We start from the raw sequence: 14,584 nt of genomic DNA, 5'->3' as shown, positions 1-14,584 counted from the left end.
GTCATTCCTCCCTTTCGCCGGCTAGTTCCAGCCCCGTAGACAGGCCGGCGGCGATACCTGCCGCAAGGTCGGTGCCGGAGGTGGCCCCGCAGGCCAGCACCCGCCGCACGGCGGCTACGATGTCGCGGGCTGCCGGATCTGTCATCGCTGCCAGGAGCGCCACGACTCCGTCCCTGGTGCGGCCGCGGGCGGCGTATTGCAGCATGGCTCGGCTCACCGTTCCCGTCTCCGCGCCGGCGGCAAGTTTTTTCGCGACCTCGCGGTAACGTCGCCCGAAGGGACCGGCCGGCATATTGAAAGTAATCATCAGACCGGCAAGGAAATCGTCGCCGGAAGGCGTCAGGCCGGTTCCCAGGCCGATCAGCCTCCTTCCGGCAGCCAGGGCGTCGGAAAGGTCTCCGTCAACAAGAGTGCTGATCAGCGCCGCCGCCCGCTCCGCCAGCCGGTTTTCCATAACGGTGCCGACCGTCCCCCCGATAAAAGCCTTCAGACCGCCGTCATATCCAGCGGCGACAATTTCGTTCTTCAGTACGACAAGGCGCGCCGCCAGGAGGTTCCGCCCGGCCGGTACAGACGGAAACGCCGGCAGGGACGCCGACCATGGCCTCACCTCACGGGCAACCAGCGGCACCGCGCCAAAAGCCAGGCCGCCGCCGAAGGTCGCGACCTCGTCGCCCGGCTTTATACCGAGGCTGTCGAGCCTCAGGCCCTCAGAATGCCGGACCCTTATTGTTCCCGGCGCATCGTCGAGTTCCTCGGCCGCCAGGCAATGAAGCTGCCCACGCGGGCCGGTGAAATTGACCGTTTTGGCGAATACGCTATGTACGCGACCGCGGAAAGGCCGCCCGAACAGGGCGTCGCTAGCCGCGGCGTCGACCGAGAGAGCCTCCAGCAATGACATCAGTCCCTAAGAGTGGAGAAAGCCCGCTTTAGCGGGCTCCTCCCTATTTCTGTTCGTCCACTACGTGAATGGTGGGAGCGCTGGGTTCGCCGTCGTTGGTCCACCCCAACTGGTCGAAGAGTTCAAACACCAGGCTGATGACGATGGCGACGATTGTGCCGAGAGCCATGCCCTTGAGCTCGACGGTGCCTATTTTGACGGCCGCGCCGCTGATACCGCTGATGAGGACGACCGAGGTGAGGATGAGGTTTTTGGATTTGGTGTAGTCGACTTTCCGTTCGATGAGCATGCGGATACCGGCGGCGGCGATGACGCCGAACAGCAGGATGCAGACGCCGCCCATGACCGGCACGGGGATGCTGCGGATGAGAGCCGAGAATTTGCCGATAAAGGATACGGCGATGGCGATGATGGCCGCGCCGGCGATGACGTAGGTGCTGAATACCTTGGTGATCGCCATGACGCCGATGTTCTCGCCGTAGGTGGTGTTGGGGGTGGCGCCTGCGAAGCCGGACAGAATGTTGGAGATGCCGTCGCCAAGGAGGGATTTGTGGAGACCGGGGTCTTTGACCAGATCGCGCTCAACAATGTTGCCGGTGACGACAAGGTGGCCGATGTGCTCGGCAAGCACGACCAGGAAGGCAGGCATAATCATCAGGATAGCGGAGATATTGAAAACCGGGGCGTAGAAGGTCGGGATGCCGAACCAGGGGGCCTTGGCGACCGCGCCCAGGTCGACGATGCCCATTGCCAGCGACAGGCAGTAGCCGGCGATAACGCCGATAAGGACGGGGATGACGGACAGGAAACCGCGGAAGAGCACCGAGCCGAGGATGGTGACGCCGAGGGTGAACATCGAAACGGTGACGGCCGTGGCATAGGGGATCTTGAGCTGCTCGATCAGTTTGCCGGTAAGGCCGGCCATTTCGGTGGCCACCGGCGCAAGCTCAAGGCCGATGATGGCTACGATGGCGCCCATGGCGGCCGGCGGGAAGACGACATCCAGCCAGCGGACGCCGGCGACTCTGATTATAAACGAAACGACGACGAAGAAAATACCGAACATGATGAATCCGCCCTGCGCGGCTGCGTAACCGCCCAGGCTGGGCACAGCCATGACGGCGAATACGGGGGCGATGAAAGCGAAGCTCGAGCCGAGGTAGGCCGGGATGCGCCAGTTGGAGAAGAAAAGATAGACGAGGGTGCCGACGCCGTTCATCAGCAGGGAGGTTGCCGGGTCGACCTTGAACAGGAACGGGACGAGAACGGTGGCGCCGAACATGGCAAATAAGTGCTGGAGACTGAGCGGGATAGTCTGAGTGAGGGGCAATCGTTCATCAACTTGAATGATCCGTCTTTCCATACCTTGAGTCGCACCTTCCTATTATGTATTTTTGGCCGCCTGGCGACGGCCATGGCGAACACGCGCAAATCATTTTCCGCGTGTCTGCTGCTTCATCAGCGCCGCGAGCACTTTTTCCGCCGCCAGCGGCAGATCGTTGATGCGCACGCCCGTGGCGTTGTAAACGGCGTTGGCGATAGCGGGGGCGGTCGGCACCATGGTGGGCTCGGCGATGCCTTTTATACCGAAGGGTCCGTCAGCCTGGGGCGATGTCTCCAGGAGAATGACGTCCATTTCCGGGGTGTCGGTGGCTGTCGGGATCTTGTAATCGACGAAGTCGCCGTTAAGATACTTGCCCTCGGACAACACGAGGTGCTCGTACAGCGCCGACCCCAGTCCCTGCACGATGCCGCCCTGCACCTGCCCCTTGGCCATGGCGGGATTGATCACCTTGCCAACTTCATAAGCGGCTGTAACCTTAAGAACGGTTATTTCCCCCGTTTTGGTGTCCACCTCGACGTCGGCTACCTGGGTGCCGTAGGTCCAGAAAGCGGCCGGCTTGTCACCCTGGCCGGTGTCTTTATCCAGGCCGGTGATGCCGGCGGGGATGAACGACCCACGGCCGATGACCGGGCCGCCGATAGCCCCCTCGGGCAGCAGGTAGCCCATGGCGATATCGCTGATCGCGAGCTTGCGGGTCGGCTTGGCCGGCGGGAATATCTGCCCGTCTTCGATGACGAGTTCGGCGGCCGGAATTTCCAGCACCTGCGCGGCCACGGCGAGCAACTGCGTTTTGGCGTCCCTGGCCGCCGCGAGAACGGCGTTGCCGGCGGAGTAGCTGATGCGGCTGGCGACCGTCTGCCACTCGTAGGGCGTGTAGTCGGTATCAGGAAGGGTTACGACGACTTTGTCGGCCGCGACCCCGAGTTCCTCGGCGGCGATCTGGGCCAGCGCGGTAAGCGAACCCTGGCCGATTTCCATGGCAGTCGTCAGAACGTGGACGGAGCCGTCTTCGTTTAGCTTGAGAATCGCCGACGACTGGGCGTTGGGCGGCATGGAGGGGGCCTTGTACATGCAGGCAATTCCCCGGCCCCGGGCCTTATGGGGCGCCGACGCCGGCGGCAGCGGGGTTCCCCAGCCGCATTTCGCGGCCACGGCGTCGATGGTGTCGACAAGCGTCGCCCCTTCCATCGCCCCGCCGAACGCGCCTGGCCGTCCTTCCCGTAAGGCGTTCATGCGCCGGAAGGCCAGCGGGTCCATCCCCAGCTTGGCGGCGAGGATATCCATCTGCTGCTCGATGCCCCAGTGGATCTCGGGCATGCCAAAGCCGCGCATCGGCCCGCCTACCGGATGGTTGGTGTATACGCAGTAGGAGTCGGTTTTGATGTTGGGTATCTCGTAGGGTCCGGACGAACAGTAGCCGCCGCTGCGGGTGATGTTGACGCCGTATTCGGTGTACGCGCCGCCGTCCCAGAAAAGTTCGGCCTCCATGGCGACGAGGCGGCCGGTTCTGTCCGCCCCCGTTTTCAGCCTGGCCACCAGCGCCTGGCGGACGAAGGTGGCCTGGAAGACCTCCTCGCGGGTCAGCGTCAGTTTTAAGTGATACCCGGGCAGCCGCTTGGCAAGGGGCACGACGAGCGCCTCGCAGGTCACCCCGGCCTTGCCGCCGAAGCCGCCCCCCACGTAGGGAGTGATGACGCGGATCTTGCTCATCGGCAGTTCGAAGGCGGTGGCGATGAGCTTGCGGACAGCGTTGGGAGACTGGCTGGAGGCCCACAGCGTCAGTTTTCCGGCCCGGTCGAAGTGGGCGACCGCCGAGTGGGGCTCGATCTGGGAATGCTGGATATGGGGCAGGGTGTAGACGTTTTCCGTAATGACGTCGGCCGCGGCGAAGCCACGGTCCACATCCCCCTTGCGCAGCTTGAAGTGGTTGGAGATGTTTGTGCCGGGCACGGGGTGGATAAAGGGAGCGCATTGGTATTCGCCGAGGTGCTCGTGGAGCAGCGCCCCGGGCGACTTGGTGACGATACAGGGCAGGCCCTGCCACCACAGGTCGCTCGCCGACGGGTTCTCGTGCAGCAGGCCTTCGCGGCCGAGAGCGCCCGACACCGGGTCGAACACGCCCGGCAACGGCTGGTACTCGACCTTGATGAGGTTGACCGCTTTGCTGGCGGCTTCGACGCTGTCGGCGGCGACGCCCGCGACCGGCTCGCCGACAAAGCGGACTTTATCGGTGGCGTAGACCGTGCGGTCGGCCAGATAGAGTCCGATGTAACTCCGGCAGTCCCGGCCGGTGACGATGGCCTTCACCCCCGGCACCTTCTCGGCTTCGGCGGTATCGACGGAGACTACCCGCGCATGCGGGTGGGGACTGCGGAGAATTTTGACATGGAGCAGGGTGGGCCCGAACTGGATATCGTCGACAAATTGGGCCGCCCCGGTGACCTTATCGACCGCGTCCTGGCGCAGCACGCTTTTCCCCAGCACCCGGTGCTCAGCCATCCTGCTCACCTCCCGCGGCAACGGCCATAATCGCTTTTACGATATTCTCGTAGCCCGTGCAGCGACAGAGGTTGCCGCTTATGTATTCCTTGACCTCGTCCTCGCTGGGGCGGGGATTTTGGGCCAGCAGCGCCTTGCCCATGAGAAGCATGCCCGGGGTGCAGTAACCGCACTGCAGGGCGAAATGGTCGATAAAGGCCTGTTGCAGCGGGTCAAGCGCCCCGGGGCCGCCGAGGCCTTCAACCGTGAGCACTTCGGCGCCATTGAGTTCCACGGCCAGCACAAGACAGGAGTTGACCGGCTTGCCGTTCAAGATTACGGTGCAGGCGCCGCATTCCCCGGCTTCGCAGCCGCGCTTAGCGCCCGTAAGGCCAAGGTCCTCGCGCAATACGTCGAGCAGTGTCCGGTGGGGAGCCAGGGTCAATTTTTCCTCCCGGCCGTTGACTTTTAAAGTTATCGTCTTCATGCCCTCACCTCCCCGGCCAGGGTCAGCAGCGCCCGTTCGGTCAGGGCGGCCACGAGCTCGAGGCGGTATTCTTCCGAACCGCGCACATCGGTTATCGGCCGGGCCGCCTGCCTGGCGATGCGGGCCGCCTCGGCCGCCGAAGGCGCCGTTAGGCCCTGGCGGGCAAGCAGACGCTCGGCCTCGCGCACGCGGATAACGGTCGGCCCCACCGCACCGAGGGCGATGCGGTAGTTGGCCCCCGCGCCGTGTACGGCGACGTTGGCGGTTGCCAGATCGAGCGACGGGCGGCGGGCCTTGCGGAGGAAAACGCCCCTTCCCCCGCCGTTAATTCGCGGCAACACGATTGCGCTTACCACCTCGCCGGTGAGCAGGACGGTGCGTCCGGGGCCGGTGAAGAAACGTTCCACCGGCACGAGGCGGTCGCCGCGGCTGCCGTGGACTTTCACACTGGCGCCGAGCACGGCCAGCGCAGGCACAGTATCGGCCGCAGGCGAGGCGTTGCAGACGTTGCCGGCCAGGGTAGCCCGGTTGCGAATCTGGCAGGAGGCCACGCTGTGCATCGCCTGGCAAAGCACCCCGTATTCAGGGTGAGAGGATAGAAACTTTTCCCCGTCGTGCAGCGTCACGGCCGCGCCGATTTCCACACAGTGTTCGGTGACGACAATCTGATCGAGCCCGGGCACGGTCTTGATATTCAGCAGGTGGCGCGGCTGATGGCGACCCTTGCGCATCTGCACCAGAAGATCGGTCCCGCCGGCCAGCACCCGGGCCGCCTCCCCGTGAGCGGCGAGGAACGAAGTGACCTCGGCCAACGATTGCGGCTCATGGTATTCGAACATGCCATCACCCTCCCAGAATAAATATACATTAAAAATTATATTTATGCAAAACCTTTCATAAAAAGCAGCCTCGGAACAAGGCTGCGATTTGTACTGAATATACCCCATATGTCAACATTGACGCTCTTTATTCAGTTAGTCCGTACAATATATTGGTATTCGGAAACGGGGCAAAAAATCCTGCCGGCTCGCCGGCGGTTTAAAGGAAAAAAACGCGTCCGATGGACGCGTCCTGTTCAAAAATTGTGAAGCAGGTATTCGTAAGCCACCAGCGCCGCCTTGGCGCCGTCGCCGGCCGCGATGATTATCTGTTTGTCCGGCCCGCTGGCCACATCGCCGGCGGCGAACAGGCCGGGCACACCGGTCGCCGTGCGGCAATCCACCTCTATTTCCTTGTATTCGTTCAAGTCGGTCAAGCCGGCGACAAACTCGGTGTTGGGGTCGAGACCTATTTCAACGAACACCCCTTGGACCGCCAAATTCCGTTCCTTCCCTTCTCCGGCTGCCACTACGAATTTCTCCACCGTTTCCCCGCCGTAGATGCCGCGGGCGACATATCCCCGCAAGACTTCGATTTTTCTGGTCGTCTGCAGCTTCTCGACAACGACCGGATCGGCCTTGATTCCGCCGCGCACCACCAGATAGACTTGGCTGGCGATGGCGGCAAGCTCGATGGCCGCCTGCAGGGCGGAGTTGCCGCCTCCCACCACCGCCACCGCCTTGCCGGCGTAAAGCGGTCCGTCACAGGTGGCGCAGTAGCCTACCCCGCGCCCGGTATATTCTGTTTCACCCGGAATACCAAGTCGCCTGGGGCGTTTACCGGAGGCGATCACCACCGTCTTGGCCCGATATTCCTTATCTCCGCAGTGGACGATAAAAATGCCGTCGGCTGACCGCTCAAGCTCGGTGACTTCTTCGTAAACTATATTGGTCGGATAGTGCCTGACGTGTTCTTCAAATTTGCCGATCAACTCCGGCCCGCTAATGTACTGGAAACCCAAATAGTTTTCTATGTCCCTCGTCCACATCATTTGGCCGCCGAGATCCTTTGTAAGGAGCAGGGTGTCCAGCATCTTGCGGGCGGCGTAAACCGCGGCCGTCATTCCGGCCGGCCCGCCGCCGATTATTATGATATCGTGCATATCCTTCACCGCCCGTATCCTCCCGCCAGCACCGCCGACTTGCGCGCCGGCCGGGAATTTGTTAGTATAAGACATGATTTTTGAAAGGCCGAGGTGAAACCGTGATTACTCCTGAAGTCATCGCCCGCATCAACGAGCTGGCCAAAAAACAGCGCGAGGCGATTCTAACCGAGGAAGAAAGAGCCGAGCAGGCTAAGCTCCGCCGTCTTTATATCGACAATATCAAAAACCAGATCAAGGCCGCGCTGGATGATGCTGTCAGGCAACCCCACTCCGACGACTGCGGCTGCGGATGTAACCATAAGCATTGAAAAGGCCGGTCAACCCCGCCTTCCTGCCGTCCCGCGCGGCTACCCTCGGTCGACCTATTCCATCATATGCCCCAAAGGGCGAAAACGCGAAAAAGACACTCCTGGTCTCACCATTTGGCCGGGAAAGAGCCGGGACACATAAGTCCCGGCTCTTTTTTTCTACCGCGGTTTGAAGGTCTCGCAATCGGTGTCTACCGTCTTGGCCGCATAAGGTCCTTTGACCTCAATGGCGGACGCGTGGCAGTAGTTGCCTTTTTCCCAGTATTGGCAATTGTCCACATAACATTCCACCGACGGTGTGATCTGGGTGCCTTCGACGAAGGCCGCCTTTACCGTCCCGCCCACATTGGCGTTGTGCAACGCTCCCACGTAGTCACCGACCCCCTTGCCGGCATGGAAGGATTTACACTGGGTTTCGGCCGACGAGCGTGAAGCTCCGCCGTGTTCGTCGTTGTATATGGCGATTTTCGCCGCCATGCACTGATTCCCCGGCATCCAGTGCGTACACTGGTCGACGCTGCACTTGACGAGAGGGTTAACTGTTGACACAAAACCACCTCTTTCTTTTTTTGATAGTTTTCGACGCCGGCAAATTCTTTATCCATGGACTGTACAAAGCAGCCGGCAGCTATATTGCTACCAGGTCCCAGGCCGCCCGGACGTCGTACCCGCACGCCGGGCAGTAAAGCAGGTGGACGCAGTGAACATCCGGGGCGCCCTGTTGGAAAGAAGCCACATCCATGTAAGGACTGTACGGCCCGAAATAATTCTCCAGCGCTCCGCCGTCAACTAGCCGCCGGCCGCAGCGCGGACAGTTCTCCGCGACCGCCACGAGGCCGTTGCAAACCGGGCAAACTTTCTCCACTCCGTAGCCTCCTTCGCCAAACCCCCGGAACATCGGCCGCATATCATATAACAGAAGCGATTATCGTCAACTTTTCAAGGGGAGGGTTTCGTCTTGGCTATGCAAACCGCCAGCCCCGTCGGCGCCAGACGGGCCATCTTGTTTATCGTCGCAGGATTGCTGGGTTTTCTCATCTTCGGGGGACTGACTTCGCTCACCTTGGAAGCGCCGCGGGCGGCCGGCCTGCACACCGTTTTGGAGGTAAGCAGCATCGCCTTCGGCTGTGTCGTTTTTTTCATCGCCTGGTACAGTACCGGCCCGGTCCGCATAAGTGTCGCTGTCGTAAGTCTTGTCGTCCTCGGCTCGGGCATCCTTACTCTCGTACACCTGATCGCATTCCCGGAAATGCACGCCGTCATGGATGTAAAACACATCTGGATAACAGCGTGGCTGTTTTCGCGCTTCGTGTGGTCGTTCGGCCTACTGGCCGCGGTAACCTTGCTAGACCGTAACGGGCCATCGTGCCAGCTATCATCCAGAAGCTCTCTCCTTTTCGGCGCTATGGTGGCCGTTGGCGGCCTAGTTGCCGACATTTTCATCGCCCCCGACTCCTGGCCTTACCTTTATAGCATCGACAGCCCGGCCCATCCGTTAGCCATTTACGGTTTATATGTTTCGTGCGCGGCTAATGTCGCGACATTCATTATTCTTCTCGGCAGACGGATTAATCATGTGGGCATTCTGCCGCACACCGCGGTGCTGCTCGGCGCGTTGGCCGACCTGAGTTTTGCGTTCGCCGGGCACTCGCCGGAAAACCTCAACATCGCCGCCCATCTGTTCGCGGCTCTCGCCAACCTGTATGTCCTGCGGACCCTATACGTTATCCTTATTCGCCAGCCGTTCGCCGACGCCATGGCAATGAAGGAGGACATGGAAAAGTTGGCGGAAAACAACGCCCGCTTGTTCCGCGAATCCGAGGAGCAACGCAATCTGTTCGAAGATATCCTCGCCAACGTGGGGATGATAATATCCTCCCAGCTCAACCTCCGCGAAACCCTGGACGCCATCGCTGACATGGTGGCGGACATGATGAGGGCCCGGCAGTGCGTTATCGCCCTCTTCAACGAGGACCGCTCCGTCCTCAAGGTGGCGGCAACTTACGGCATGAACACGCCACCTGATTTACTGCCTCTCAAGGACAGCGTCGCCGCACAGGTTTGCGAAACCCAGACAGCGCTTACAGTCGATGACCTTTTGATCCAGCCCGAGCTGTTCCGTCCGCAGCTCGTTTTCACCAGCATCCGGTCCGTTATCGCCGCCCCGCTCGTAAACGATCGTGAGATCATCGGCGTCGTGGAAGCTTATTCCAGCGAAAAAGGCGCCTTCTCCCAGCGCGACGTGCTTCTCCTCAAGGCGCTGGGTTATCACGCCGGCGCGGCTGTGGCCGGCGCCACCCTGCACGAGCAAACAAAAGCCCGTCTCGACGAGGAGCAATACCTGTACAGGATTGCCCAGGCCTCGGCCACCACCGTCGACCCGGACACCATTCTTGAGCAATGCCTGCCCTGCGCGGCCCAGGCTCTCGGGGCCGAGTTCGCGCTCGCCTTTTTCGCCGGCGGCCAGGCCGATGAACCCCTGATCTTCAAGGCAGCCGTCGGGCTAAGTTTCCGGCCGGCCGACATCGATCTTGGCTTTTATCCCGAACTGAGGACACTTGTCGCCACCATGATACCGTCGATGCTGCCTTCGGGAGATGCGCCGCCGCTGAAGGGGTTGTGCGGCGACGGGGCTACGGGGCCGGTAATGGTGATGCCCCTGCCGGTAAATAGCCGCCTGCTCGGCCTCATGCTGCTCGGCTGGCGGCGACGCGTCAGCCCGGAAAATATCGAGTGCACTCCGTTCGCCACCCTTATGGCGCAGCAAATTGCCCTCGCTCTCGAAAAGGCCAGCCTTTATAACCAGGTTAAGGCCATGGCCCTTTCCGACGGGCTAACCGGCCTTGCCAACCGCCGCAACTTCGACCTGTTCCTCGATGCCGAACTGCGGCGGGCCTTCACCCTCAGGCGCCCCCTGAGCCTCATTATGCTTGACCTTGATAATTTCAAGAAGTACAACGACACTTACGGACACCCTACCGGCGACAAGCTGCTCGCCCAACTTGGGGATATCCTCCGGCAGAATACCCGGACGATCGATTTCCCCGCGCGTTACGGCGGCGAGGAGTTTTCCGTCATCCTGCCCGAATGCGGCGCCACCGAAGCTACCTCGCTCGCCGAAAAGATCAGGCGGACGGTGGAGGCTGGCGAATTCCCCGACAACGCCGGCACTTTCACCGCCCGCATAACCGCCAGCATGGGGGTGGCGACCTACGATCCATCCGTTAACGCCGCGCCGCCCGACCCCGCCAGCTTCATTGCCGTCGCCGACAGCGCTCTTTATCAGGCGAAGCAGGGCGGCAGAAACAGGGTGGTTAGCACGCCATTGGTGTAAACGCCGCAACCATTAGCTAGGAAAAGACGCGGGATTTGGTGTCCCGCGTCTTTTCCGCATAAACGGATGATTCTGCCAAGGAGGGTAAAAAACCGGCGGCAGAGAATAATACCAGAGAATAAAAGGGTATAGTCGGGCAGGGGGAATAAAGTTGCGGAAACTGATCAGCCTTATACTGGTCCTCATACTGGCAGCGGCGGCGACAGCCGGCTGCTCCACGGCCACCAAGCCGGCCGGTAAGTATCTCCGTTACTCGGCGGGCACCGAGCCGGAAACCCTCGATCCCCGGAGGTCAACAGGCTCGCCCGAGGCGATCGCCGAGGCGCAGATTTTCGAGGGCCTCACCGTGCTGAACGATAAGGACGCTCCCGTTGCCGGCGTCGCCGAAAAGTGGGAGGTCTCGCCCGACGGTCTTACTTACACCTTCAGCCTGCGCGCCAACGCCAAATGGTCGAACGGCGACCCGGTGACCGCCCACGATTTTGAGTACGCCTGGAAGTCGACGCTCAGCCCCGCCTTCGGCGCCAAATACGCCTACCAACTCTTTTATCTAAAGAACGGCGAGAAATATAACAAGGGTCTCATAGTCGCCGATGCCGTAGGCGTTAAAGCTGTCGACGACCGCACCCTGAAGGTGACGCTGGAAAAGCCTACCCCTTACTTCCTCACCCTCACCGCCTTTCATACCTATTACCCGGTGCACCGGCAAACAGCCGCCGCCAACGAAAAATGGGCCGCCGACCCCAAGACGCTGATCGGCAACGGCCCCTTTAAGGTGACCGCCTGGATCCACAACAGCAGGCTGGAGTTCGCCAAGAACGAGCACTACTGGGACGCGGCCAAGGTCAGGATGCCGAAGATGGAATTCATCCTCACCGATAGCGCCACCACCGAACTGGCGATGTTCGAGAACAACCAGCTCGATCTCGGCGGCAATGTCCCCCCGAGCGAGATTCCCCGCCTCCTCAAGGAAGGCAAGCTCAAGATCGCCCCTCTTCTCGCCACCTATTTCTACTGCTTTAACGTAACTAAGCCGCCCTTCGACAATGTAAAGGTGCGCAAAGCGTTCACCCTCGCCATCGACCGCGCCGCCATCGTTAAAAACGTGACCAGGGCCGGTCAGCAGCCTGCCCTGGCCTGGGTCCCGCCCGGCCTGGCCGATGAGGCGCGGGGCAGCGATTTCCGCCGGGTGGGCGGCGATTTCTTCGCCGACAACGATGTGGCGACTGCCCAGAGGCTGCTGGCCGAGGCCGGCTTCCCCGGCGGCAAGGGTCTGCCGCCGGTAACACTCATCTACAATACCAGCGAGGGGCACAAGGCGATTGCCGAAGCGGTCCAGGAAATGTGGCGCAAGAATCTCGGCGTAAACGTCTCCCTTGCCAACCAGGAGTGGAAGGTGTTCATCAATTCCCGCACCAAAGGAGACTTCCAGGTAGCCCGCCACGGATGGACCGGCGACTATCTAGACCCCATGACCTTTATCGATATGTTCGTGCCCGAAAGCGGCAACAACGATGCCCAGTACAAAAATCCCGTTTACGAGAATCTTGTCAGGCGGGCCAAGGAGTCTAATGACCAGACCGCGCGGATAAAGCTGATGCACCAGGCGGAAAAACTCCTTATGGACGACGCCGTCCTGGCGCCGATTTACTATTACACCAACGCCGTGCTCGTCAAACCTAACGTCAAAGGCTATGTGCGCTCGATCACCGGCGTATTTTACTTCAAGGAAGCCTATATGGAATAGCCGGTGCTCCGCCGGCGCCACGCGCTCAAAGCGTGGCGCCCCTTTTTGTGCCGGCGGACGCCTCTGTCATAAAATACATGTCGCCGGGCCACGAGGATAATCGGCGCTGACAGAGAACAAAAGGTAATAGATATCCGCAAGAGGAGGCCAGCCGCTTTGCTGAAGTACACCGTCAGCCGTTTCCTCTCGATGTTGCTCGTGCTGTTCATCATCACCACCGCCACCTTCGTGCTGATGCACGCCATCCCCGGCGGCCCCTTCACCGCCGAGAAGAACCTGCCGGAAGCGGTGCTCAAGAATCTCAACGAACGCTATCACCTTAACGATCCCCTCTTCAAGCAGTACACCGATTACCTCGCCAATGTCGCGCGCGGTGACCTGGGCCCCTCCTTCAAATATGAAGCGCGCACCGTCAACGATATCATCGCCGAAAGTTTCCCGGTGTCGGCCGAACTCGGCCTGGCCGCCGTGTTCATCGCCGTCGCCGGCGGCCTGCCGATGGGAATTATCGCCGCTTTACGCCAGAACCGCTGGCCGGATTACCTGTGCATGTTCGCGGCCACCATCGGCATCTCCGTCCCCGGCTTCATTCTTGCCACGCTTTTTATCTACGTCTTCGCCCTGAAGCTCGAACTATTTCCCGCCGCCATGTGGGGCGGCCCGGAATACGTAGTCCTGCCGGCGCTGGCCCTGGCCGCCTTCCCGATGGCGTTCATAGCCCGTCTCACCCGGTCGAGCATGCTGGAGGTACTGGGCCTCGACTTCATCCGCACCGCCCGCGCCAAAGGCCTGTCTCCGTTCGCCGTAGTCTGGCGCCATGCTTTGAAAAACGCGCTCATCCCGGTCGTGACCTATCTCGGCCCGCTGATAGCCGCCGTTTTGACCGGCAGCTTCGTCATCGAGTCGATTTTCGCCATCCCCGGTCTCGGCCGCCACTTCGTGACCAGCATCTACAACCGCGATTACACCGTGATTCTCGGCATAACTATCTTTTACAGCACTTTTTTGGTTTTTCTCAACTTCCTTGTCGATATCGCCTACGCCTGGCTCGATCCCCGCATCAAGCTCGACGGCGGAAGGGGGGATTAACAGTGCCCGCAGCACCCGACTTCACCCCGCTGAACATCGCCGCCAAGGCAGCCGGCCCCGTCCGCCCGGCCACCACCTACTGGCAGGACGCCTGGCGCCGCCTTCAGGAGAACAAGCTGGCCATGGCCGGTCTCGCCGTTATCGTTCTCATCGCCCTGATGGCGGTCATCGGCCCGCTCTTCTCGCCCTACTCCTATTCCGACCAGGTACTGGCCGACGCCAACCAACCGCCTTCCGCGACGCACTGGTTCGGCACCGACAACCTCGGCCGCGACCTTTTCACCCGCGTGCTTTACGGTGCCCGCATCTCGCTGTCGATCGGCGTGGTCGCCAGCCTCATCAACCTGACGATCGGCGTAGTCTACGGCGGTATATCCGGTTACTTCGGCGGCCGGGTGGACAGCGTGATGATGCGCCTCGTCGATATCCTGTACGGCATCCCGCTGCTTCTTTACGTAATCTTGCTGATGGTCGTCCTCAAACCCGGGCTTACCAATATATTCATCGCCCTGGGGCTGGTCTACTGGCTGCGCATGGCCCGCATCGTCCGCGGCCAGGTGCTGGCGATCAAAGAACAGGAATATGTATTGGCCGCCCGCCTGATAGGGGCCGGCTCCCGGCGCATAATCCTCCGCCACCTTGTCCCCAACAGCATGGGGCCGATCATCGTTACCCTCACTCTCTCAATCCCGGAGGCAATTTTCACCGAAGCCTTCCTCAGCTTCATCGGCCTTGGCGTTTCCGCGCCTATGGCCAGCTGGGGCGTGCTGGCGTCGGAAAGCCTCGCCGGTCTCCGTTCCTACCCTTTCCAGCTCCTCTACCCCGCCCTCGCCATCAGCGTTACGATGCTGGCCTTCAACTTCCTCGGCGACGGCCTTCGCGACGCCCTCGACCCGCGGATGCGCAAATAG

Annotated in this window: 13 protein-coding genes; 5 read left to right on the top strand and 8 right to left on the bottom strand. The window is 61.1% G+C overall.

Translation table 11 applies throughout. The annotated features are described in order from the left end of the window. Position 1 precedes the first annotated feature (1 nt). From Q4T40_04585 to Q4T40_04560, 6 genes are all read right to left on the bottom strand, one after another. Complete coding sequence (locus Q4T40_04585) at positions 2-895, bottom strand: DUF2877 domain-containing protein (GenBank protein ID MDT8900514.1); 894 nt, start codon at positions 893-895, stop codon at positions 2-4. Between the two features lie 49 nt (positions 896-944). Then, positions 945-2,264 carry a uracil permease gene (uraA, locus tag Q4T40_04580; GenBank protein MDT8900513.1) on the bottom strand — a complete coding sequence of 440 codons (1,320 nt, stop codon included), beginning with the start codon at positions 2,262-2,264 and terminating at the stop codon, positions 945-947. A gap of 69 nt (positions 2,265-2,333) precedes the next feature. Continuing rightward, positions 2,334-4,745 carry a xanthine dehydrogenase family protein molybdopterin-binding subunit gene (locus Q4T40_04575; protein ID MDT8900512.1) on the bottom strand — a complete coding sequence of 804 codons (2,412 nt, stop codon included), beginning with the start codon at positions 4,743-4,745 and terminating at the stop codon, positions 2,334-2,336. Next, positions 4,738-5,211, bottom strand: coding sequence for a (2Fe-2S)-binding protein (locus tag Q4T40_04570; protein MDT8900511.1), 474 nt, complete (start codon positions 5,209-5,211; stop codon positions 4,738-4,740). The genes Q4T40_04575 and Q4T40_04570 overlap by 8 nt, the downstream gene beginning before the upstream one ends. Next, the gene (locus tag Q4T40_04565; protein ID MDT8900510.1) at positions 5,208-6,050 is read right to left on the bottom strand and encodes a xanthine dehydrogenase family protein subunit M; all 843 of its coding nucleotides are present in this window, start codon (positions 6,048-6,050) and stop codon (positions 5,208-5,210) included. The genes Q4T40_04570 and Q4T40_04565 overlap by 4 nt, the downstream gene beginning before the upstream one ends. 236 nt (positions 6,051-6,286) lie before the next feature. Further along, positions 6,287-7,192, bottom strand: a complete 906-nt coding sequence (locus Q4T40_04560) for an FAD-dependent oxidoreductase (GenBank protein MDT8900509.1) — start codon at positions 7,190-7,192, stop codon at positions 6,287-6,289. Positions 7,193-7,293: 101 nt separating this feature from the next. Between Q4T40_04560 and Q4T40_04555 the strand changes: the two genes are divergently transcribed. Next, the gene (locus tag Q4T40_04555) at positions 7,294-7,503 is read left to right on the top strand and encodes a DUF896 domain-containing protein (protein ID MDT8900508.1); all 210 of its coding nucleotides are present in this window, start codon (positions 7,294-7,296) and stop codon (positions 7,501-7,503) included. A 159-nt stretch (positions 7,504-7,662) separates the two neighbouring features. On the opposite strand, the gene Q4T40_04550 is transcribed toward Q4T40_04555, so the two are convergent. Then, positions 7,663-8,052 (bottom strand): DUF1540 domain-containing protein, encoded by a 390-nt coding sequence (locus Q4T40_04550; protein MDT8900507.1) that lies wholly within the window; start codon positions 8,050-8,052, stop codon positions 7,663-7,665. Positions 8,053-8,131: 79 nt separating this feature from the next. Then, complete coding sequence (locus Q4T40_04545; protein ID MDT8900506.1) at positions 8,132-8,368, bottom strand: hypothetical protein; 237 nt, start codon at positions 8,366-8,368, stop codon at positions 8,132-8,134. A 99-nt stretch (positions 8,369-8,467) separates the two neighbouring features. Here Q4T40_04545 and Q4T40_04540 point away from each other — a divergent pair, with 99 nt between their 5' ends. The 4 genes from Q4T40_04540 to Q4T40_04525 all read left to right on the top strand — a co-directional run bounded on the left by Q4T40_04540 (position 8,468) and on the right by Q4T40_04525 (position 14,584). Then, positions 8,468-10,837, top strand: a complete 2,370-nt coding sequence (locus Q4T40_04540; GenBank protein MDT8900505.1) for a diguanylate cyclase — start codon at positions 8,468-8,470, stop codon at positions 10,835-10,837. Positions 10,838-10,988: 151 nt separating this feature from the next. After that, on the top strand, positions 10,989-12,584 hold the full coding sequence (locus Q4T40_04535; protein MDT8900504.1) for a peptide ABC transporter substrate-binding protein: 1,596 nt from the start codon (positions 10,989-10,991) through the stop codon (positions 12,582-12,584). A gap of 156 nt (positions 12,585-12,740) precedes the next feature. Next, positions 12,741-13,673 (top strand): ABC transporter permease, encoded by a 933-nt coding sequence (locus Q4T40_04530; protein MDT8900503.1) that lies wholly within the window; start codon positions 12,741-12,743, stop codon positions 13,671-13,673. A gap of 2 nt (positions 13,674-13,675) precedes the next feature. Continuing rightward, positions 13,676-14,584: an ABC transporter permease gene (locus Q4T40_04525; GenBank protein MDT8900502.1), complete on the top strand. Its 909-nt coding sequence runs from the start codon at positions 13,676-13,678 to the stop codon at positions 14,582-14,584.

The organism is Selenomonadales bacterium 4137-cl (genome assembly GCA_032334055.1).
In the GTDB taxonomy this organism is placed as follows: domain Bacteria; phylum Bacillota; class Negativicutes; order Sporomusales; family UBA7701; genus Anaeroselena; species Anaeroselena agilis.
Note: the sequence above shows the minus strand (reverse complement) of the source record. Positions and strands in the feature narration are given on the sequence as shown.

Coding starts and splice junctions, on each gene's coding strand:
- uraA (MDT8900513.1), bottom strand. CDS start 2,264: ATGGAAAGACGGATCATTCAAGTTGATGAACGATTGCCCCTCACTCAG.
- Q4T40_04575 (MDT8900512.1), bottom strand. CDS start 4,745: ATGGCTGAGCACCGGGTGCTGGGGAAAAGCGTGCTGCGCCAGGACGCG.
- Q4T40_04570 (MDT8900511.1), bottom strand. CDS start 5,211: ATGAAGACGATAACTTTAAAAGTCAACGGCCGGGAGGAAAAATTGACC.
- Q4T40_04565 (MDT8900510.1), bottom strand. CDS start 6,050: ATGTTCGAATACCATGAGCCGCAATCGTTGGCCGAGGTCACTTCGTTC.
- Q4T40_04560 (MDT8900509.1), bottom strand. CDS start 7,192: ATGCACGATATCATAATAATCGGCGGCGGGCCGGCCGGAATGACGGCC.
- Q4T40_04540 (MDT8900505.1), top strand. CDS start 8,468: ATGCAAACCGCCAGCCCCGTCGGCGCCAGACGGGCCATCTTGTTTATC.